The sequence below is a fragment of the Bifidobacterium scaligerum genome (assembly GCF_002802865.1).
Classification (GTDB): domain Bacteria; phylum Actinomycetota; class Actinomycetes; order Actinomycetales; family Bifidobacteriaceae; genus Bifidobacterium; species Bifidobacterium scaligerum.
Genome location: NZ_PGLQ01000001.1, coordinates 311378 through 333148, shown reverse-complemented (window position 1 = coordinate 333148; position 21771 = coordinate 311378). Strand labels below are relative to the sequence as shown.

At 56.4% G+C, this 21771-nt stretch carries 21 protein-coding genes, 1 pseudogene and 1 riboswitch; of the genes and pseudogenes, 9 read left to right on the top strand and 13 right to left on the bottom strand.

Translation table 11 applies throughout. The features are described from left to right. Window positions 1-67 precede the first annotated feature (67 nt). Complete coding sequence (locus CUU80_RS01355) at window positions 68-733, top strand: DUF3592 domain-containing protein (RefSeq protein ID WP_100495564.1); 666 nt, start codon at window positions 68-70, stop codon at window positions 731-733. 40 nt (window positions 734-773) lie between these two features. Here CUU80_RS01355 and CUU80_RS01350 read toward each other — a convergent pair whose 3' ends face one another. Then, window positions 774-1079: a hypothetical protein gene (locus CUU80_RS01350; protein ID WP_100495562.1), complete on the bottom strand. Its 306-nt coding sequence runs from the start codon at window positions 1077-1079 to the stop codon at window positions 774-776. Window positions 1080-1403: 324 nt separating this feature from the next. Here CUU80_RS01350 and CUU80_RS10730 point away from each other — a divergent pair, with 324 nt between their 5' ends. Further along, on the top strand, window positions 1404-1664 hold the full coding sequence (locus CUU80_RS10730; protein WP_165775782.1) for a helix-turn-helix transcriptional regulator: 261 nt from the start codon (window positions 1404-1406) through the stop codon (window positions 1662-1664). A 52-nt stretch (window positions 1665-1716) separates the two neighbouring features. On the opposite strand, the gene CUU80_RS01340 is transcribed toward CUU80_RS10730, so the two are convergent. Both CUU80_RS01340 and CUU80_RS01335 read right to left on the bottom strand, forming a co-directional pair. Next, window positions 1717-2526, bottom strand: coding sequence for a hypothetical protein (locus tag CUU80_RS01340; RefSeq protein ID WP_100495558.1), 810 nt, complete (start codon window positions 2524-2526; stop codon window positions 1717-1719). Window positions 2527-2580: 54 nt separating this feature from the next. Beyond that, window positions 2581-3309: a hypothetical protein gene (locus tag CUU80_RS01335; RefSeq protein ID WP_100495557.1), complete on the bottom strand. Its 729-nt coding sequence runs from the start codon at window positions 3307-3309 to the stop codon at window positions 2581-2583. 244 nt (window positions 3310-3553) lie between these two features. Between CUU80_RS01335 and CUU80_RS01330 the strand changes: the two genes are divergently transcribed. Further along, a complete protein-coding gene (locus CUU80_RS01330; RefSeq protein ID WP_165775781.1) occupies window positions 3554-4132 on the top strand; it encodes a TetR/AcrR family transcriptional regulator in 579 nt (192 codons plus the stop codon). Window positions 4133-4191: 59 nt separating this feature from the next. Here the strand turns inward: CUU80_RS01330 and CUU80_RS01325 are convergent, their stop codons facing one another. Continuing rightward, window positions 4192-5355, bottom strand: a complete 1164-nt coding sequence (locus CUU80_RS01325) for an MFS transporter (protein WP_100495555.1) — start codon at window positions 5353-5355, stop codon at window positions 4192-4194. A 150-nt stretch (window positions 5356-5505) separates the two neighbouring features. Next, window positions 5506-6126, bottom strand: coding sequence for a helix-turn-helix domain-containing protein (locus tag CUU80_RS01320; RefSeq protein ID WP_100495554.1), 621 nt, complete (start codon window positions 6124-6126; stop codon window positions 5506-5508). A 146-nt stretch (window positions 6127-6272) separates the two neighbouring features. On the opposite strand from CUU80_RS01320, the gene CUU80_RS01315 reads away from it, so the two are divergent. After that, entirely contained in the window at window positions 6273-7781 is a 1509-nt protein-coding gene (locus CUU80_RS01315) for an MFS transporter (RefSeq protein WP_100495553.1), read from the top strand. A gap of 98 nt (window positions 7782-7879) precedes the next feature. Here the strand turns inward: CUU80_RS01315 and CUU80_RS01310 are convergent, their stop codons facing one another. Both CUU80_RS01310 and CUU80_RS01305 read right to left on the bottom strand, forming a co-directional pair. Continuing rightward, entirely contained in the window at window positions 7880-8194 is a 315-nt protein-coding gene (locus tag CUU80_RS01310; protein ID WP_100495552.1) for a DMT family transporter, read from the bottom strand. 19 nt (window positions 8195-8213) lie between these two features. Continuing rightward, window positions 8214-8275, bottom strand: a riboswitch (guanidine-III (ykkC-III) riboswitch). Window positions 8276-8363: 88 nt separating this feature from the next. Next, complete coding sequence (locus CUU80_RS01305) at window positions 8364-8783, bottom strand: pyridoxamine 5'-phosphate oxidase family protein (protein WP_100495551.1); 420 nt, start codon at window positions 8781-8783, stop codon at window positions 8364-8366. A gap of 536 nt (window positions 8784-9319) precedes the next feature. Between CUU80_RS01305 and CUU80_RS01300 the strand changes: the two genes are divergently transcribed. Continuing rightward, window positions 9320-9982 carry a TetR/AcrR family transcriptional regulator gene (locus CUU80_RS01300; protein ID WP_100495549.1) on the top strand — a complete coding sequence of 221 codons (663 nt, stop codon included), beginning with the start codon at window positions 9320-9322 and terminating at the stop codon, window positions 9980-9982. Window positions 9983-10132: 150 nt separating this feature from the next. Then, on the top strand, window positions 10133-11404 hold the full coding sequence (locus CUU80_RS01295) for an MFS transporter (protein WP_100495547.1): 1272 nt from the start codon (window positions 10133-10135) through the stop codon (window positions 11402-11404). A gap of 93 nt (window positions 11405-11497) precedes the next feature. On the opposite strand, the gene CUU80_RS01290 is transcribed toward CUU80_RS01295, so the two are convergent. Beyond that, window positions 11498-11809, bottom strand: coding sequence for a DUF2442 domain-containing protein (locus tag CUU80_RS01290; protein WP_100495545.1), 312 nt, complete (start codon window positions 11807-11809; stop codon window positions 11498-11500). Next, window positions 11797-11982: pseudogene (locus CUU80_RS11175) on the bottom strand (DUF4160 domain-containing protein); the annotation flags it as partial. The pseudogene CUU80_RS11175 and the gene CUU80_RS01290, both read right to left, overlap by 13 nt. A gap of 606 nt (window positions 11983-12588) precedes the next feature. On the opposite strand from CUU80_RS11175, the gene CUU80_RS01280 reads away from it, so the two are divergent. Further along, window positions 12589-12978 carry a GNAT family N-acetyltransferase gene (locus tag CUU80_RS01280; protein ID WP_165775779.1) on the top strand — a complete coding sequence of 130 codons (390 nt, stop codon included), beginning with the start codon at window positions 12589-12591 and terminating at the stop codon, window positions 12976-12978. 199 nt (window positions 12979-13177) lie between these two features. Here the strand turns inward: CUU80_RS01280 and ychF are convergent, their stop codons facing one another. The 4 genes from ychF to CUU80_RS01260 form a co-directional block, all read right to left on the bottom strand. Further along, window positions 13178-14266, bottom strand: coding sequence for a redox-regulated ATPase YchF (gene ychF / locus CUU80_RS01275; protein ID WP_100495541.1), 1089 nt, complete (start codon window positions 14264-14266; stop codon window positions 13178-13180). 54 nt (window positions 14267-14320) lie between these two features. Continuing rightward, on the bottom strand, window positions 14321-15778 hold the full coding sequence (locus CUU80_RS01270; protein ID WP_100495539.1) for an L-serine ammonia-lyase: 1458 nt from the start codon (window positions 15776-15778) through the stop codon (window positions 14321-14323). Window positions 15779-15918: 140 nt separating this feature from the next. Continuing rightward, window positions 15919-16737: a pyrroline-5-carboxylate reductase gene (gene proC / locus CUU80_RS01265; protein ID WP_100495537.1), complete on the bottom strand. Its 819-nt coding sequence runs from the start codon at window positions 16735-16737 to the stop codon at window positions 15919-15921. Window positions 16738-16748: 11 nt separating this feature from the next. Further along, window positions 16749-18212, bottom strand: coding sequence for an alpha/beta fold hydrolase (locus CUU80_RS01260; RefSeq protein ID WP_100495535.1), 1464 nt, complete (start codon window positions 18210-18212; stop codon window positions 16749-16751). A 103-nt stretch (window positions 18213-18315) separates the two neighbouring features. On the opposite strand from CUU80_RS01260, the gene CUU80_RS01255 reads away from it, so the two are divergent. Together CUU80_RS01255 and CUU80_RS01250 are read left to right on the top strand one after the other, a co-directional pair. Continuing rightward, window positions 18316-20868 (top strand): sensor histidine kinase, encoded by a 2553-nt coding sequence (locus CUU80_RS01255; RefSeq protein ID WP_165775778.1) that lies wholly within the window; start codon window positions 18316-18318, stop codon window positions 20866-20868. 103 nt (window positions 20869-20971) lie between these two features. Beyond that, a complete protein-coding gene (locus CUU80_RS01250) occupies window positions 20972-21724 on the top strand; it encodes a response regulator (RefSeq protein ID WP_100495533.1) in 753 nt (250 codons plus the stop codon). Window positions 21725-21771: the final 47 nt, after the last annotated feature.

The following is a 21771-nucleotide window of genomic DNA, read 5'->3' as shown; positions in this document are numbered from 1 at the left end:
TGGTTTTCACAATGTCACCGTCGCCTTGTTTGCGGTTCATCACAGGCGCTCATAGAGAGCAGGAATCATGGCACCGGATAATCATGGCACCTACGCATCAGCCAGTACCACCAGCCATCATGATGCTCATGCCCGCAATAATGTTCGAGGCTCCAAAAACGAATGGTCATGGGCTGTTATCTGCGGCCTCTTCAGCGCAATAGGCGCGATCATGCTGGTGGTCAATATCATATTTCTGGTCGATGAGGTGCGGCTTCGCGCGGATTGCACGGAATTGACTGATGGGATTGTCACGCAGCTGGTGTTCAATCCTGCCGACGAGTCCGATGAGGATTCCTCGGATACGTGGACGCCTGTGTTCCGCTACAGCGCCGATGGACAGACGTATGAGCAAAAGTTTTCGATAGCATCGTCTCCGCCACGATATGAGGTCGGGCAGGCTGTTGCGATATTGTATGATCCGGCAAATCCAAGCCGTTATGTGGTCAAGGGCGATAATTCCGCTCTTGCATTATGCGCCATCCTGATGGTTATGTGCACCTGCTTCACAGCCGTACTACCTATAGCCTTGTTGATCCAGAAAGCCAATAATCCCGGCAGCAATAGAACCTCTGGAGTCCAAGGCACAAAGGGACCCGTCAAGCCGAATGCTTCGCCTAGTTCTACAACACAGAAGCATGCAGACACATCTTCCATGTTCAACGGCAAAGAACCATCTCAATTGCCGTATTGAATCGTATTGAATAAGGAAAAATCGAGAACAGAGGTTATTTTCACTGCGCTTGGGAGAGACTGGCGGTGACTTGCTGTTCCACGCGGTCGTAAGCGTTCGAAAGAATCATGTTGCCCGGCACAGTGGCCAACAGGAACGCCAGTATCGCGGCAATGGCGGATATGATGATCCCCTTGATGATTTTGGCTACGATTTTAAAGACGACGTATGCCACAACAGCACCGATGACGATGCTCAACGCCTTTTGAGCGACATCCGGCAGGTTCCCATACCATACAGCCACTCGATCCAATGCCGACAAATCAAGATTCGACAAATCAATATTGGTCAGGTCGATATCCGTCATATTTCCTCCCCTTATGGTGCGATTGTCGCTTTATTCTTCCCTATCATGCTGGAAAACTAGGCCGTTCGCGTGCCATCATCGCATTCCCCGCACAATCAAGTCATGCAGTCGTTCCGCGCGATCATCCATCCTCATACGTTTGTCTGTCGCTTCTGCCCTCCTCACCCGATAGGCATCCTACGAATATGCGCTATCGTGGTAGAAACAAGGCATGCACTGCATACGACGGGTTTCACGCAAGCCCGTTGCTCATTGCCACGAATCATCGATTCGGCAATTGCACGCAACGACGCTATTGATATTCCACAAGCGAGGATTGTTGCCATGACGAACACAACGACACCGTACATTAGCCCACAGGCGAACAAGCCCAGCAAGGAGCGTATTTACCCCGAGGTAGGCGCGGCGCTGCTCAAGGCGCGCAAGGAATGCGGCATGACCCAGCAGCAGTTGGCCGATGCCACCGGCGTCTCGCGTATCACCATTCAGCGCATCGAGCAGGCGCATATCAATCCATCGTTCAAAACGCTGGAGGCACTGGCCCATGGCATGGGCCGGACGCTGACCATCAGCTTCGACGCATGATGGTCAGTACTCAACACCAATGCGATCCGCAATGGTCACCAGCGCCGAATGATCAGAGAATCGTCTTACGTCCCGTCGCCTCGCAGATGACCGGTTTGGCGGGAAGTCGCCTGAGTACCAGCAGATTGCGGACGGCGAAACCGATGGCGACGATTCCGGCCAGATAGAACCACGGATTGTTGGCAAACGTAAAGTACGGAGAAGCCAAAGCCCACATGTTGGCAGGAAGGAACGAATTCACGGTACCGACAAGGATGATCCAAGCGAGGGTCCAACTGGCGCCAATGCGGGTGGCACGCTTTTCCCAATAGAGTCCAGGACCAATGGCCATGACAATGTTGGTGAAGATGTACCACTTGAACATGCATGGATCATTCAGGAAAACACGGAACAGGTTCACACATGTCCAAGTGATGAGAATGGCTCCGATGATACGTCCTACTGCGGCTTTGACCGGCACGCCATCCGGATAGAGGTGCCCGAAGATATCTTCACGTTCCACGGTGACGCATTTGACGAGGTTGTACACCTCAAAGCACACCCACACCACTTCAGCGATCGAAGCGGCGACGAACAGCCAGAATCCGTTGGTTCTGACCGCCGCCAAGGCGAAGACGATAAACCCCATAAAATCGATGGCGAAATAATAGGCATGCATGTACAGCGGATAGGGCGCGCTTCGTTCGGCCCGGACCAGCCGGAAGCTCCAGATGTATTCCAAGAATCCGATAGCGAAGGTGACTGCCGCGACCGCGACAGTCAACGCAAACCTGGGATTGGATGGACTAAAGGAATAGACGAACTGGCCAATGGTATATGTATCCGGATAACGGGCGAACCAATGGTTGAGAAAATCAAGCATGACAACCTCCTTGTTGGTTGTTTCTGGGATCGTTATTCTGCTAAGTCTGTCTCTTTACGGGCGCTGGCGCACGGTCGGCAACGTATGCGCGAGCCACACCGCGCGAACGGAACATGCGACACATAGGACGCCGATGGCGTAATAAGCCGGCGTATTCAACGGCGCAATCAGCGTGGCGAAGAAGCCGATGCCCTTAGGCGCGAAAGTGAAGACGGTACCAAGCAGTGTCGCCCATGCCAGCAATATGGTTCCGGGCTCGCGTATGCCGAATTCTTCGGAGCGGAAGTGCACCATAAGCGCAAGAATCGCATTGGTGGAGGCCATGAGGATCAGACACATCACATCACCGATGATCAGACGGATACAGCAGAACAGCAACGCACCGATTGCATATCCGGCGATGCCTCGCATCCATGCCGAGCGTTCCGAAATGGCGCGACCGGCGTAATACCCGCCCCAGATCTCCTGACGCTCGTTCCTCACGGACTGGTACAGCGAGAAGATCTCGATGAGCACGAAGCACATGCAACCAACGCATAGCACCTCGAACAGCCAATAACCGATCTCCACGAACCACTGGTGGAACAGCAGCGAGAACGTGATGTCGTGGCCGAAATACCAGCAATGCATCCAGAAATAGAACGGACAACGCCGGTTCCTGACCTGCATGAACATGCTTGCTCCGTATTGCACGAATCCAAATCCATAGGTGATGAATGACGCGGTCACCGCGAACATCGGATTCGCATAGATGACCTGCATGACCTGATCGATGGTGTACATCGGGTTCCCGTCTCCTTCCTTGACTGTGTCGCCAGCATGTATATCGCAGGACGCATCACTATTGACTATATGCGTATAGCCTATATGTGTAGAGTAAAACCTAAACCTATACGCGTCAAGTTTTGACGCTGAGCGAGTCGAACGATAAGCTGGACAGTCAGAGCGTATGGTCGGGTATATCCCGGAGAAACGCGAGCAGGAGCAGGATCGGCCACCACATTCAGTTGGCGAAGGGAGCGCAGGCATGGTCAGGCCAAGAAACGAGGAGATGCGATCAGGCATCGCGAATACCGCATTCTCACTGTTCCATGAGGTCGGCTATACGCATGCCAGTTACACGCTTCTTGCCGAACGTTGCGGCATCACCCGCGCATTGGTGCAATACCATTGGCCCAAGAAGGAGTTGCTCGCTGTCGATTCCATGACCCGTCTTCTTGGCGAGACCATCAGGCAACTCGGCCTACCGAATCACGGCACCGGCAACCCATCATCGGACGCCGCAAAGCTCGTGTCCATTGGTACTCATTTCTTCTCCATACTGACAGAGGACGAAGGATGGCGTCAATTCCTGCTTGACATACTCAAAAGCCGCGAGCTCACCGAACAGGTGCTCGCCTTCAACGCGCGGTGGGCGTTCACCTATATCGGGCAGGAACCCCGGGACGCAACGTTCGAGGAGGTTGTGGTCAGCATGGGTGGATTTTACGAATTGCTGTATTACCGGCTCAAGCACAATAAGAGCCTTGACATCAAGCCACGATTGGAAAAAGTAGTCAACGAATTCATGCAAACGCTCGACTATGTAAATGCATCCGAACAATAATCCTGAATCCGCAATTCACTCGAACGTAATGAGGCTGTCTCCCGAGCTCATTCAACAAACTAGCGCTGAAGGCTACGACCTTCGAAACGCAGTGCGAATATGATAAGCAGCGCCACCGCAGCCAATGTAAACGGAAGACCGGCTAAACCGACGGCATGATAATTCATGCCGCTGGCGTTCAACGCCATGCCGCCGATCAAGGAACCGACTGCATTGCCGCCGTTGAAAGCGATCTGTACTGTTGCACCGCCAATGAGTTCGCCGCCGCCTTTGCCGGCTTCAGCCATCAACAACATTTGAGGCCCATTGATGAAGAACAAGCCGAACGCAATCCAGAACGTCAACAGCGCGCAAGTTGCCAGATTGCCGGGCACCAAGAACACCATCAACAGACCCGCCGCGGAGATTGTCTGGCCGACTGCGGCAGTCACCGAGTGCAGCCAACGGTCGGCAAGATGACCGCCCGCAAGGCCGCCGACCACCATGCCAAAGCCGGCAAGCATCATCAGCAATGGAACAAGCTGTGAATCATAGCCACCGGTTTTCTGCAGCCATGGGGATACATAGCTCCACCAGCAGAACACACCAGAGTTACCCACGAACACAGCGCCAAGTACCAACCACGGTCCGGGCTTGGCGAGGAATCGGAATTGACCGGCGAGCCCGGCATCTGACACTGCTGCGATAAGCGGCATCCAAGCCAAGGTCAGGACGATAGTGAGTCCTGCGCCAAGAGCCAGAATAATGAAGGCCAGCCGCCAGTTGAGATATTCGGCAAGCAGCGTGCCGGCCGGCACACCAAGCATATTGGCAAGGGTCTGGCCTGTGACCATCACCGATACCGCTTTGCCTTCACGCCCCTTGTCGGCGAGCGCTTTGGCGATCACCGTGCCTGTGCCGAAGAACGCTCCATGAGGTAGGCCCGCAACGAATCGGGCGACAACAAGAACGATGGCATTCGGCGCGGCAGCGCTCAACGCGTTGCCGACCAAGGCAAGTGCCATGAAGAGAAGCACCAGATGTTTTGGACTGGTCTTGCGACCGAACACCAGCATGGTGACGCCTACACACACGCCGATGGCGTACGCGGAGATGAAGTGGCCTGCGGTTGGGATGGAGACATTCATTGCGATTGCCGTCTGCGGCAGAATGCCCATCATCACGAATTCGGCCGCACCGAGTACGAACGCCCCTGCGGCGATCGATAGCAAGCTTTTCTTCATGCGATGGTTCCCTATCCCCTAGCTATTTACAGTCTTGTATAGCCATTGCGCTGTTTTGTGCGCGCTAACGAACCGTCTTGAGTATATGACAGGGGTTGGAGGCCCCGTGCGGGCTTTCCGTCATTTCGGCTGCTGCGTTCGACACATTACTTACTTGTCGGCTGCGGCTCGCGCCTGGCGCTCGTAATGGTCGACAAGCGGAAGAAACAGCTCGTCAACCGTGGCGACAATGTCCGCTTCGGATAGCGGGCGCATATCCCGCAGGATGATTGCACGTCCGAGTTCTCCGGGCATACGCAGCAAAGACTCCGGTAGTTCGCAAGTGACGTCTCCACGCGACCGCGCGTTTTCGATGGCCATCATGATGCTGGGCTGGTCGCTAATCATCGTGCGCTCGTATAGTTCATGTGCGCTCACGCCGAGCCAGTTGGCGTAGACGCCGAACTTGGCAAGCACCATCACCGCATCGGACTGCTTGCTGTTGAGCTGCCGGAGAATGGAGATGACGTCGCCCCTGAGCGTGCCGGTATTCGGCCGCTCGATGGCGGCATGGACACGATGCTGCTTCATGGCGGCCACGAACAATTCCGTGCGATTCGGCCATCGTCGGTACAGTACCGGCTTACTGGTGTGCGCCCTGATGGCCACGTTTTCGAAGGTGAACTCTTCGGCGCTGCACACGGATAGCTGCTCCCACGCGGCCTCCAGAATGGCTACGTCCAAAGCCTTGCCTCTGCGGCGCGTCTGTTTTGGTGAGGTGTTCGCTTCCATGGGCTCATCTCCAGTGACATGGGTGTTGTGGATAACAATTGTTTGCAATACCACATACAGGATACTATGGCGTTTCTTATTTGCCGATAACTATAATCGCATGTTGTTCATAAGAAACTTCTTAGTATCTTAAAGATAGGTAATCGATGGACGACACGAAGAGAGATCAGAATCGATCGTTAATATGCTTATGTGCAGCCGAACTGGTGATGATGATCAACACCACTGCGTTCAATGTGGCGCTGCCGGATATCACCGAGTCATTCGGAGCGGATATGGCGGAACAGCAGTGGGTCGTATCCAGCTACAATCTTGTGTTCGCAGCCGTGGTGCTACTGGCGGGATTCCTCGGCGACAGACTCGGCCATCTGAAGACCATGCTTGCCGGACTAGGAATGTTCGTCGTCGCGTCCGTGATTGGTCTTGCTGCCGGGAACATACCAATGCTGCTCATCTCAAGGTCGATTATGGGTGCCGGTGCAGGCGTGGTCATTCCAATGGGACAAGCACTGCTCGGCATCCTGTTCCGCAGTTCCGAATTGTCCCGCGCCATGACCGCATGGGCGATAGCCGGCACATTGGGCGTACCGTTCGGCCCTCTCGTCGGCGGAGCGCTCACCGCAACGCTGGGATGGCGCGGCATCTTTGGTTTTGATGGCATAGTGTTCCTTGCCGTAATCATGGTCATCCACATAAATGTTCCGCAGACGAGCGCGTCGCGCGAATCCCGGTCGTTGCATATGCCATGGATATCGGTCGCGATGATGTTCGCCGGATTCACCCTGTTCTCCGCCGGTCTGGTTAATGCACAACATGGTGTTCTGGCGGCGAACGCTTGGATTCCGATGGCAATCGGCATGGTGCTGATAGCGGGATTCGTGCTGCACGATCGTGCATCCCACAATCCGTTGATGGAACTCGGATTAATGAAGGACGCGCCATTCGCGGCCTGCGCGCCAGCGTTAATGATGCTGAATTTCTCGATGTACGGCATCATCTTCATCATGCCGGCTTATTTGGAGACCGTACTGCGTCACGACGCGCTGGTCGGAGGAATGCTATTGACGCCACTGGTCATCGCGTCCATCGTGGGGTCCTGGTTGAACGATGGGATTGTTTCTCAGATCGGTTCACGCGGTACGAGTTTGCTGGCCTTGGGATGTCTGGCCGCTGGCATGCTGACGATTGGCGCCGCCATGTGGTGGCATGACGAAGCGGCGAAGCAATCGACAGTACTGATCGGGCAGATCATAGCCGGATTCGGATTGGGAGCAGGCCAACCGGCGATGCTGACCTGGGCCATGAGCCGGGTGCCTATTGAACAGTCCGGCGCCGGTTCTAGTCTGCTGACCGTATTCCGACAATTCGGATCCATCATCGGCGTAGGAATCTTCGGCAGCATACAGAGCGGATTGTATGTGACAGGATTCCATAATCTCGCACAATCCGTCGGACTGAACTCGCAATCCGCGGGTTCCGTGACACTGGACTTCCAGCGGGCGACTGAATTCACTAGCGTGACAGGCAAGCTGATACGGCAGGTAGCTTCCCGCGCCTATGAATCAGCGATGATCGGCAGCTTCGGCGTCGCAGCCGCAATCATTATCGCCACTCTCGGAATCGTTGCGCTGATATCCCGTAAGACGTTGCGGTAAAGAAACTCGGCTTGCACAATGGCATTACATTGTTCTCTAGCGACAACATGGAAAGACTCGCCCCCCTAGTGAGGGGAACGAGCTCTGCATATCCGTCATCAATCAATGAGCTTTAACCCTATGACACAGGCGACCAGCCCAATGATGAGCAGGATCCGCATTAGTGAAACGGCTTCCTCTCCGCTGAGCATGCCGTAAACGGCAGTGATTGCCGCACCGATACCAACCCATATCGCGTATGAAGTGCCAATAGGGATGTGTTTCATCGCAAAAGCGAGTCCACCCATACTGGCAACGAGGCCAATCACAAACACCACAGTGGGGATCAGTCGGGAAAATCCCTCGGAGCGGTCAAGTGCGATAGCCCACACGGATTCGCAGATGCCAGAAACTACAAGAACAAACCAAGGCATAACCGTCGTACTCCTCATGTATGGCAAGTCTTGTCAAACCGGGTACTTGTCCATCGTCCGGGAGCAACGCCAGCTCTATCTATGCACGATAACACAGCCGAAAACAGATATCGTTCAACTCTACCCATACGAAGATTGGAACCGCGAACCTACGGTTTTTCGGAATGAATTAGAGTTTCAAAGTGCCCGAATGTGCGAGATCGATCGTCACACTGGCCTCATGGAACTCGATCTCGAAGAGAACCAACTGGTCGCCGAACCGCTCCACAGTGCCCCGATAAGCGGGAACCTTCCTAATGAAGTCGCCGGCAATCTCGCTGATTGTGAGTGCGCTGCGGCGGCAGACGCCTTTACCGCGGACATGAGCGTTGCCGGCGGCCGGCACGGTGGTGAAAGCGACATGTGGATCCGCCTCGATTTCCCGCACTTTGTCGTTATCGGGGAACGTCGAAAAGTAAACGCGACCGGTGTCGGCCCGCCAGCAGAAGTTGACGACACGAACATCGGGAACGCCGTCCGACGTCACCGTGGCCAAAGCCATATTCGACTGTTCGCTCATGATACGCTCGAACGATTCACGGATGTTCATAAAGCTATACTCCTTGCCGGCCACGGCTCCATTCGGCACAGCATTCTATCTCTTCACTTCGAAGCCCGTCCATCTAACGAACGGACCACATTTCCCACTCCCACGTGTGAGAGATATCGTGACTGATACATGTCAGCATTCACATCCCGCACCATTGAGCTGAGACGAGGCGAGGTAATGCGCGATAAAACAACATGGGCCTTGGAATCACTTGGATCCCAAGGCCCTCGACGCTATGAAGCAATCACTTCTTAGACGTTGAACTTGAATGTCACCGGCTTGCAGTACCACAACAGCCGCCCATTCCCTCGCACTTGCACAGTCGACGGATAGTCATCCAGACAGTGCAATCATGTCATGTCAAAGGTCATTTATTTGGCCTCAGGCACATTGAATTCGAGCTCGATGCTTGTCAGTCTTTTCTATCCTGCCGCGTTGTGGATATGCAAGCACAGCGCGTGATAGTCTATTCGACCATTTGACAGACCGACCGACGGTCTGTATGCTCTGGGGAAGCGAAGGGAAAGGAGGAGGTCATGGCGCACCATACGCACCACGAGGACACCGAACGGCGAATCCTCGATTCCGCACGAAGGCTCTTCGCCGAGAAGGGCTACGAGAAAACATCCATCCAGGACATCCTGAACGATCTGGGTCTTTCCAAAGGCGGGCTCTATCACCATTTCAAATCGAAGGAGGCGATTCTCGACCAGCTGAACGCCGACGAGTGGGCCGTCACCGCGCGTCTCCTCGACGAACTCATCGAGCGTGATGGCATGAGCGCGTTGGAGAAGTTGCGCGCACTCGTCATTTCCGCCGTGGACGCCCCCGATCACTTGGATCTCGTTCGATCCCAGCTCGCACTGCTCAAGGATCCCGCGTTCTTCACCGCGAATATGCGCTTCTGGTCAACAAGGCTGCCGGAGTCCTTCCGCTCGCTCATCGATATGGGCGTGCAGGACGGCTCGATTCCCACGGCATATCCCGAAGAGGCGGCGCAGCTGCTCTCGCTCCTCGGCAACTATTGGCTCATGCCCTGCTTTTATCCCACCGACTGCACCGACATGGAACGGCGTATCCGCTGCCTCGCCACGATGCTCGACGCCATCGGCGTGCCGGTATTCGACGAGACGCTCATCCCACGAGCGGTCAAGGGTCTCACAGCCCTGATGCCAGAAGGGGAAACGGCGTCCGCATAGGCCGTACCCGGGCACACTGGTTTGCACATTATGGCGCCCCAGCGAAAGGACGTTTGTGCGTCCTTTGCCATGGCGCATTTTTTATCACCAGAACAGACCGACGGTCGGTCTGAGTGGATGTCCATGAACGCCAAGGAAAGGAATTCAATAATGACGAACACGTCCGAATACACGACTCAACCGCAAAGCAGCCCAGCCGCGGACCCTCTTCGCGTACGCGACTTCTATCTGCTTGTCGCAGGTCTCGGCATATCGCTCTTCGCCAACCTCATGTTGCGGTTCGCCATGTCCATGTGGGTGCTTGACGAGACCGGCTCGGCCGCGGCGTTCGCCTCCATTCTCACGGCGAGTATCCTGCCCACGATTCTGCTCTCGCCCCTTGGCGGTGTGGTGGCGGACCGCAGGAACCGCCGGACCGTCATGGTGGCGCTCGACACGCTCTCCGCCGTAACGGTGCTCGTTTGTGCGGCGGTTTTCTCGGCCACCGGATTCAATCTGGCGGCGATTGCCGTGATGCAAGTGGTGCTCGCCGTGCTCGATGCCATGGAGACGCCCACGGTGCAGGTGGCGCTGCCGCAGATGTTCCGTTCCCACGGCGAGGACGTGATGCGTCGCGCGATGGCCGTGGTGAACGTGGTGAACCAGACGAGCACGCTCGTGCCGGCCGTGCTCGGCGGCGTGCTCTACGCGGCGGTGGGTGCCATGCCCATGATGGGCGTCACCATCGTGGGATTCGGCACGGCCGCAGTCGTGGAGTGCTTCATCCGGCTCGGCGCTCCCGAACGCGGTGACGATGGGCGCACTTCGGCCCTCGATGACCTTGTGCGCGCCGGGCGTTTCCTCACTCACGAGCGCCCCCATGTACTGTATCTGGTACTGCTTTGCGCTGCGCTCAACTTTCTGGTGACGGGCTATGCGGAGGTCGGTTTCCCCTACATGGTGCGGACCGCGCTGGGGTTCGGCTCCACGGCGTACGGTCTCGCATATGGTCTCGTGGGAGCATCCGGACTGCTTGGCGCACTCGTCGGAGGACGGGCCGCAAAGTCGCTTTCCAAGCGACGATTCCCGACAACAATCGCCGCCTTCTCGCTCACCATCCTGCCCCAGGCGCTCGTCATGGCGCTTCCCGCCGGCGATGGAGTGCGCCTTGCGACGCTCACGGCAAGCACCTGCGGAACCATGGTCGCCATCACCCTCGCGAACCTCATCGCCGTGCCGGCGATCCAGATGAGCTGCCCCGAGGACATGACCGGCAAAGTGATGTCGCTCGCGCTCTCCACGAGCATGTGCGTCCAGCCTCTTGGGCAGATCGCATACGGCTGGGCGTACAGCGTTTATCCGGCGGGAGCGGTTCTGGCGATGACGTTCATGCTGGCCGTTGCCATGTTGCCATTGGTAGCGCACGTAGCGCGGAGGTTCTAGGACATGTTCCCCATCTAAAACTCGATGCTGCCCGGTAATCACTTCCTAGGTGTTGGTGAGAACTTGAACTCGGTGTGATGTCGCTTAACGACATCACACCGAAACCAGTTCGCCATGAGCGGCGTACTCATACGAATGTTCGTACAGATACGTGGGAGAGATGTCGATGTCGCCGTCACACCAGGTCAGGACCCCGTGATCGATACAGAAGCCCTCAAACGTCTTCTCATCCCGCAGCGGGGCGAAGGCGGGAACATCGTCGTACATTTCGGTGAAATCGCACAGGCGAGTCTCGCCCGTGGAAAACGTCACCAGCATGATGTGGTCATCCGTGACGCGAGCCGAACGGATTTCCAGTTCCCGAGCGGGTTCATCCGCATACAGGATGCCGTTTACCTCGAACATGACGGGCTCCCTTCCTCACGAAAGCGGCTTGATACGGTCGAACGGAGTCCGGACACGGCCTCGTTCCACGCCTTGTACAGCTCATCCTCATGCAACACGAGCCATGCTGCCACCAGCTTGTACTGCTTGGCGGGAAGGGAGCCGGCCAACAGCTCGCCGTCGATGCCGATGGACGCCTTGAAGTCACCTAATACACATGGACGTGCGGCTTGTGATGTTCGCTCTCATCCTGATACATCATGCGAACGATGATTCCGAAGAACCGGCTCAACTCCGGCTACCGCACCTCCCATCCGATACCTCATATGCCTTAAATCTCCATCTTGAGTATATTCCTGCAGCAGGAGCGCCGTCGCCGGCAACCGGCTTGCGCACGGTCATGGTCACGCAATAGGATTCAAACCAAGAGCAGCCTTCCACGCCTCCTTACAGTGCGCAACCCGGAAGGCTCCTTTCCTTTCTGGAAGCGTCGATGAAGCCACAAAGAAGCCCAATGAAATGATCAATTCATGAAATCGCGGGATCTGGCCATATCTAGAGCTTCAAGGCACCCGAATGTACGAGATCGATCGTCACGCTGGCTTCATGGAACTCGATCTCGAAGAGAACCAACTGGTCGCCGAACCGTTCCACGATGGTGCCGATGCCCTCTACACTGAGACATCATGCGAGTCATCATCCGGAAGTATCGGCCATCCGACGCGACGGCAACGATGCAAGTCTTCCGTCGCGCTATCCTCGAAACGGCGTCACGGGATTACGATACGGAACAGACGCGCATGTGGGCCAGCCGAACAGGTTCGGCCGCCGGATGGAATATCCGTCGGATGGCCGCGCATACATGGGTCGCCGCACTGGCCGACGACGCCTGTGACGGCGATTCGCCCGATTCCGCAATCGGCACTCCGATCGGTTTCATCGACGTGGACGACTCCGGATACATCGACATGTTGTTCGTCGCCCCGGCGTACGGGCGTCTGGGCGTCGCCACGTTGCTGCTTGCGCGAGTGGAGCAATTCACGGCCGACCATGGTATCGTACGTCTCGCCGTCCACGCCAGCATCACCGCGCATCCGTTCTTTGCCCGTCATGGATTCCGCACGGTCGAGACTCGGCATCCGACAATCGGGACTGTCTCATTCACCAACTATCTGATGACCCGTCCGTAGCGGTTGGCAGCCGCTGACTGAAGACCTGTCTATGGCATGACTCCGAGGTCTGGGACAAACCCGGAGGAGCCGCCAATGGAGTCCGGTACGGCGATTCGAGATGGAAGTGCCCCCTGAAGAGTTCCGTATGGCCGAAATAAACGAGGGTCTTGGAATTCTAGCGATTCCAAGACCCTTGATGCTACCCAACGATCACTTCTTAGACGTTGAACTTGAACTCGACGATATCGCCGTCTTGCATGACGTAGTCGCGGCCTTCCTGGCGGAGCTTGCCCTCCTCCTTGATCTTGGCCATAGAACCCTCTGCGGCGACGAAGTCATCGTAGGAGACGATGTCGGCTTTGATGAAGCCCTTCTCGAAATCAGTGTGAATCACGCCGGCGGCCTGAGGGGCGGTCCAACCCTTGTGGATCTGCCATGCGCGCACTTCCTTGACACCTGCGGTCAGGAAGGTCTGGAGACCCAGAATGTCAAAGCCCACGCGAGCCAGCTGGTCAAGACCGGACTCGGAAAGACCAGCATCCGCCAGCATTTCGCGGGCATCGGCCTCATCGAGCTCGGTCAAATCAGCCTCGAACTGGGCGTTCAGGAACACAGCGGGAGCCGGAGCCACGGATGCGGCGAGCTTCTTCTTGAGTTCGTCGTTGGCCAGCTCGTTGTCATCCACATTGAACACGTAAATGAACGGCTTGGCGGTCATTAGATGCAAGTCATAGACGGAATCCTTGTCGAAGCGGCCTTCGCGCGCAGCCTTGTCCAAGGTCTCGCCGGCTTCAAGAATCGTCTTGGCCTGCTTGACGGCCTCCATATATGCCGGCTCGATCTTCTTGCCGCGCAGATCCTTCTCCAGCTTCGGCAGCGCGTTTTCGATGGTCTGCAGATCTGCGAGAATCAGCTCGGTGTTGATGGTGTCGATGTCGTCGGCCGGGTCAACCTTGCCGTTGACGTGCACGATATCGTCATCCTCGAATGCGCGCACGACCTCGCAGATGGCATCCGCCTCACGAATGTTGGCGAGGAACTTGTTGCCCAAGCCTTCGCCCTCAGATGCGCCCTTGACGATGCCGGCAATGTCTACGAAGGTCACGGTGGCGGGCACAATCTTCTCGGTGTTGACCAGCTTGGCCAGCACGGGCAGTCGATCATCCGGCAGCGGCACGATGCCCGTGTTCGGTTCGATGGTGGCGAACGGATAGTTCTCGGCCAGCACATTGTTGCGGGTCAATGCATTAAACATGGTGGACTTGCCGACATTGGGCAGTCCGACGATTCCGATTGTTAAAGACATGACTTCCAGTCTAAAGGTCAGCTGGACGTTATGAGACACTCAACTACAGAATATTCAGCATTCCACAACGTTGACGGCCAGACCCCCTTTGGAGGTCTCTTTGTATTTGGCCATCATATCTTCTCCGGTCTGTTTCATCGTTGCAATGGCTTGATCCAACGTGACGATATGAGAACCGTCGCCGAGCATGGCCATACGTACGGCGTTGATCGCAGTGTTCGCAGCCATGGCATTACGTTCAATGCAGGGAATCTGCACCAATCCACCCACAGGATCGCAGGTCAGGCCCAGATTATGCTCTATGCCGATTTCCGCGGCATTCTCAACCTGCTCAGGAGTTCCACCCAATACCGCAGCCAAGCCAGCAGCAGCCATGGAGCAGGCTGATCCCACTTCGCCTTGGCATCCTACTTCGGCACCGGATATTGAAGCGTTGCGCTTGAACAGATATCCGATGGCTCCGGCCGTCAATAGGAATCGGATCACGCCTTCCTCATCAGCGGCATGTACGAAATGCCAGTAATACAGCAGTACCGCCGGAATGATGCCCGCAGAACCGTTGGTAGGTGCGGTAACGATGCGTCCGCCGCCGGCGTTCTCTTCGGAGACTGCGAGCGCAAATAGGTTCACCCATGCTGAATCCGATTCTTCCAGAGCTTCGTCGAGCCGGCGTGCACGGTTGAGGACATCACCATTGCCCGATAATCTTCGATACATTTTTGGCGCGCGTCGGGGCACGTCCAATCCACCCGGCAGTGTGGCTTCGTCGCTTGTGCAACCATGGTGCACGCACTCGCGCATGACTTTCCAGATATTGAGCAGATCGTCTCGCACCGCCTGTTGCGGGCGCAATGCCGTTTCGTTGGCCCACACCACTTCGGCGATGCTTAGACCATGCGTTTTGCAGATGTCCATAAGTTCACGACATGAGCCGAAATCATAAGGGGCTTGTGGACCAAAATCCGTAGTAGTCGACTCGTCGGCGTCCGCGAAGGACTCCCCCGCTGTCGGTTTGTCGTGAACACCAATCATATGATCGTCGGGATGTCCCTGCCGTATGAATCCACCGCCGATGGAATACCACACTTGCTCGTCAACCAAGCTGCCTGCCGCATCGAACGCTTGGAATCGCATGCCGTTGGGATGAGCCGCCAGACGCTGCCAAAGCTCGAAAACCACGTCATGCTCGTAGTCGAAACGAATGGTATGCCCGCCCGCCAAGGTGAGAGTGCCGTGCCGCTCGCATTCCTGCTTGATGGTCATGACATGTTTCGTATCGACTGTGGCGGGCAGGTTACCCTCCAGTCCAGCCACGGCCGCACGATCGGTGCCGTGTCCGATGCCGGTCAGCGCCAGAGAACCATACAGTACGATGCGCACACGCCGCACGGCAGACAGTCTGCCCGTCTCCCCCAGCGATGTTACGAACGCCTGTGCGGCTCGCATGGGCCCGACGGTGTGCGAGGAGCTTGGCCCCACTCCAACTTTGAACATGTCGATAATACTGAACATGGTAGGTTGCCGCCCCTTCCTGTTAATTGTTAACGCTGTAGCAATAGCACCGCCGGCACTGCTGGATGCTGGTCGGCTGGCGCAGATCGATTACCTCGGCGACCGCAGTCTGGTTATTCCATATCCGATTCGTCGTCCCGTCACCCGACGATGGCGTCCACACCGTCGATGACGGTTCCGCGGAATCCATCCTTCTCCAGCTGAGCGACGCCCTTGATGGTGGTGCCGCCAGGCGAGCAGACCGCATCCTTCATGGCACCGGGATGCATGCCAGTGGCCATGTAAAGAGCGCCTACGCCTTCAACCATTTTTGCGGCCAGACGATAGGCGGTGGCACGTTGCAGCCCGTATTTGACACCAGCGTCGCCCAATGCTTCGATGTACATATCGGTGAACGCGGGTGCGCAGCCGGCCACCACCATGGCGATGTTCATATGTGCGCTATCCACACGCTCGATGAGGCTGATCGGTCCGAACAGACGTTCAAAGGTCGCCGTCTCCTCATCAGTCAGCGTGTTCGCGGATTCGGTGACCAGCACGCCCTTGCCCACTGCCATCGGCGTATTCGGAATAGTGCACTGGATATGAATGTTCAGAGAGTCGACGGATGCGCCGTCTTCGGTGGTGAACAGGTCCTGATATTTCTTGAGGTCCCAGCCGGCCGCAATCGAGACGACTATTTTACCAGGCTTGGCAAGTTCGTCAGCAAGCGGCGTAACTACGGATTCAATCTGGTACGGCTTGATGGCAATGATAATAACGTCCGCGGCCGTCACGACCTCCAACGGATTATGCAAGGGGCGCACCCCCAATGCAGCCGTGTTCTTCTGCAACTTGTCGAAGTGGGCGGCGCAGGCCACCATCTGCCCGCCGTTCACTACGCCGGCATCGACCAGCCCTTGTGCGATGGCCTGAGCCATGTTGCCGTATCCGATGAATCCAATAGTGAGATTGTTCATGGCAATTCCTTTCAGAACAGTTCCTCAAGGTCTCCGCGGTTGAGAGCCTCGTCCCAAAGATGCTTGAACACCAGCGAGCCGTGCAGTCCGTCATGCTCGAATTCATTCGTGGTCCAGTAGTGACTGTTACCCACACGGCTCAAGGTATCGAGTTGCATGCCGGAATCCACATACATGTCGTCGAAGTAGACGGCGGCCTGCAACGGCACCTCGTTCATGGCCAACTGTTCGACATCGTAGATACGGCCGAAGCTTGTCTCCTCCATGAGCACATCCATCGCCGGCTTGAACGGGCGCAGCGCCGCCTCCTGCTCGAACATCCACGGGAACATGGCCTCGCCGGTGAAGTTCATCGGACGTACATCAGCTCCGAATTCGGGGTGGGTGTCGCGAACACGTTGTGCCGCCCACCGGATCGGCGCGCTCATATCGCCGTCGGCATAGATGAACTCCTGCAATGGCCAGTACAGCGGGCGCGACGAAGTGGCGTTCATCACCTTGGTCAGGAACTCATCGGAGAACGGCGAATCAACGGAAGCGGAACCGTCGCCATTCAGGAAGGCGTCATCGAGAATCCAATGGACACGCTCAAAACTCGGTTTCATGCCGAAATCGGAACCGAGGCATTGGAATCGTTCGATGGTAAGAGGGTCCCCATTCGGCAGTAGCGGGAAACCGTGCGCTTTCATACCGGCGATAATGCCCAGTCGATGCTCGATATCGCTGCCCGCCACCGAGTTCAGGACCGAATCGGTGAGGGTGCCGACGAACTGCGACACTTCAGCCGCGGTAGGCAGCTGGTCGGCAATCGCCGCCACTCGTTCCTCATCCTGCGGGTAGCGCTCATAAAACTGTGCCGTCTTGCGCGCCATACGCGGGAACGTATGCTCGTACACCTCAGCGGCATCGGCCGGAACATGCGGAATACCACCGGTGGTGAAACTGGCGATCACACCTGATGGGAAGAGGGATAAGTACGTCAGCGTGAGGAAGCCACCATAGCTTTGCCCCATCGTCACCCATCGTCTGCCATCGAATTCGGCGAGTCTGAGATGCTCGAAGTCACGCACGATCGAATCAGCGAGGAACTTCTTCAGAAAATCGGCTTGACCGCGCGCATCCATGCCGGCGGCAGCCAGACGAGCCATCGTATGCGTATCCACGCGTGAAGAACGGCCCGTGCCGCGTTGATCGGGCAGAATCACACGGAAATGCTTCGTAGCCTCTTCGATCCAACCGTCGGAGGTAGGACTGTTCAGACGTGGACCGGCACCGCCGGGGCCTCCCTGCAGAAACACGAGAAGCGGCAGATCGTCATGTACGTGCTCCGGCGTGGTGACTACACGGTAGAACAGTTTGATGGATTCACCGTCGAATGATTGCCCGGGTACATTGCCTTCCCAATCCAACGGCACATCAATGGAATGGTCCTCGATGGCGAGGCCGGGCACGTAATATTTGCTCAGAAGTGTCATGGCTCAAGACTTTAGTCCACAAATCAGTCCTGAGAGTGACATCGCACGGCCAGAAAACGGATTAGCCTTGAGGTTTATGGGAATAGCGGATTGTTGTACACGCATGAAAACATGGATTCGCAGCGAAACGACCCGCACAGTAATGTTCGATGCGCTGCTGGCTGTGCTGTTGATAACATTCAGCTCGCTGATGGCCGCAAGTACCGATCCTGCCTCCAATCCTGGACTCCTGTTTCCTTCATCGCAGTTAGCGACTGCGCTGTGGAGTCTGCCGAATGCCCTCCCCTTGACCTTGCGTAGAGTTCGCCCGGGAATCGCAGCATGGCTGTTTGTTGGGCTTACTGTAGTGCATTTGTTTGTCGGCCCGGCAATCATCTATAGCGATTTCCTCGCGCTGATCATGCTCTATTCCGTATTGGTATACGGTGACGCTCACCATACCGTGCGGTTTGTCGTTACGTCGTTGATGATGAGTCTACTGGCTGGCGCGGTGTGGGGAGTGACGTTCAACATCGGACCACTGTTCGGTTCAGCGGCCGGATTCAACATAACTTGGACCGCTTGGCTCCCCACCGCCGTCACGTTGCCAGTCTGTCCGGGCAAGAGCGGTATCGTACCGAACGCCGGCAATTGCGGAATGAAGATACTTGAGGACTCGCTGATTATGGCTGCGGCAATCGCGGCCAGCGCGATAAGCATCGCGGTGATGGCATTATGGCAACGTGCGCGACGTGCCACGCTTACCGCCATGCGGCAACGCAATGCCGCCATCGAGGCAAGAGACGTCGAGGAGGCACGCATCGCTGCGCTCGCCGAACGGGCCCGCATCGCACGAGACATGCACGATGTGGTGGCCCATACATTGTCAACGATTATTGTGCAGGCAGATGGTGGCAGATACGCCGGCGCACAAAATGTTGATTTGGCCCGTAGCACGATGGGCACGATTCGTCATGAGGCGGTGCGTGCGCAGCATGACATGCAGCGCGTATTCTCGGTGTTCGGCACGCAGACAGACGTCACTGCCGATGGCAGTGCGAACGCATATGACAATATCCCATCATTATTGAACAGCCCAACCAACGTTTCACGCACCATAACCGGCCGTGCACAACCCGACAGATTATCGTCTCAGGCCAGCGAAGCGGTGTTCCGCCTAGTGCAGGAGGCTCTGACGAACGTTCGCAAATACGCAGGTGCCGGGGCTCAGGTCTCGATTATCGAGCATTGGTCGGATAGTGCACTTTCCGTAACCGTCACGGATGATGGAATCGGAGCCAAAGCCGCGCTGGATGGACATCGGCCAGGTTACGGTCTTATCGGCATGCGCGAGCGCATCGCAGCTCTTGGTGGTACGGTTTCGGCCGGGCCGCAGCATGAACGAGGATTCCAAGTATCAGCGTCGATTCCTCTTCTCTCCGCGCATGCCCCCGCCCCCGCCGAAATCTGTGGCGCACTGCCCACGCGTGCAGACAATCGTTCGGATTCGTCCTCACTCCCGAACATTGACGAATCCCATAACATCGCTCCGAGCATCCTTCCTATTGGGACACGCGCATGGACACGTTTGACGGCTGTCTCGCGCCGTGTCATCCGATTCTGCGGCACACGCTTCCCGGCATTGTTTCGATCAAAACACTTCGAGCAGGGCGGTTCACCACATCGATCCGATTGGATTGGCCGGCTCGCTCAATGGACCGAACGCCACTATCTGCTGATGGATATGCTCACAGCTGCGGCATTGATGCTGCTGCTCAATTCGACCACCTATAACGATCTGCGTCTTCTGGCCGCCGACGGCATACATTGGATGTTGCCCGACCGGACGTTCACCACCGCGTTGACCATTGCGCTGCTTGCGCCATTGGCGTTCCGCCGTCGTTTTCCCGAGACAAGCGCCTTGGCGATGGCGGTCGTGTCTTTTGTCCAGCTTCTGCTTCCCTCTTCCATTATGCCGGCCAATGCTCTGTTCGTGAACATGTTCGCCTTGGTATCCGTATATTCCGCCGTACTGTACGGCCGCGAGCGGGCATGGCGCTGGGTGTGCATGGCTATGGCAATCGATTCTTGGACGTTCGGCATCAAAATGGCAGCCGGATGGAATGGGACCGGCTTATGGCATATCGTAGCTCAACTGATTATCCCAGGACGCAACGCCTCAGCCGCATGGACCGTTATCCTCCACGGTCTGGTCCCGGCAGGCATGGTGATGGTAATCGGATTTGCATGTATCGCCGCCGCCCGATGGACCCGTTCACGAGGCATGAACGCGTTAGTGCTGCAACAACGTGAGGAGGCGTTGCGCGCCGAGCAGGAACGCCAGAAAGTACTTGCGGCGAATCTGGAGCGTGAACGCATAGGAGCTGCCATGCAGGCCGAAGTGATGACCACTTTGGAATCGGTGATCATGCAAACTGACGACGGATTAGCCATGTTAAACGCCTCTCCTACGCCCGATAGCACACAGATCGCAGACTTGTTCGCAGCGATCGGCATACGCGGACGCGCAGCGCTGACCCATATGCGTGAACTATTGAGTGTGCTGCGCGAGACCGGTTTCAGCGACGAGCAACACAAAGATATGCAACCGTCAATGCAATTGACCCCCGCCTCATCGTTGGACAGTCAAATGCATACGGCCAAGTGGGGCGCGTAACTATCGACACGGTTCAATGCCAGGCTTGGCTGCTGTTTTTTCAGGGAATATTCAGGGTATCGACGTACTGGACTCTATGGGAAGAGGACATAGAGTAGAAAACATGGATGAAAGCAACAGCGTCAACAGCAATGGCATTCGTGTAATTATCGCCGATGATCAAGAATTGGTTCGAGCCGGATTCGCCATGGTGATCGGCTCGCAGCCGGATATGAACGTGATCGGGCAGGCGTCTGACGGTACGCAAGCCGTGGCACTGGCCGGATCTCTGCATCCCGATGTGGTGCTGATGGATGTACGTATGCCGGGCATGAACGGCATCGAAGCCACACGACGCATCACTGCGTCGGCATCCGAAGAAGTTCTGTCCCATACCACGCGCGTGATCATCCTGACTACGTTCGACCTGGACGAATATGTCATGGCGGCGATCAACGCCGGGGCATCCGGATTCCTTTTAAAGGACACAGAACCGGAGACGTTGCTCAATTCAATCCGTACAGTGTTCAACGGCAATGCGATTATCGCTCCATCCGCCACGAAACGACTTATCGAGAAGATGATGCAGGACGGCTACGTCGCCGACAATACCTCCGGTGGAATCTCAGAATCGAAGCCCCGCATGGAAGTTCACGATCAGCCGGTCTATACCGATCCGGAACTGGATCTGCTCACCGACCGCGAACGCGAGGTGCTGGTGGAGATCGCTCATGGACTGAGTAATCAGGAGATTGCGGACAAGCTGTTCATATCCCTGCCCACGGTGAAGACGCATGTGGCACACATTCTCTCGAAAATCAATGCCCGCGACCGTGTGCAAGCCGTTGTTTTTGCATATGACAATCGATTGGTGTGACCGCGTACATGTCGGTACGTCAATATGCCAGTATGTCCCAGTCACGA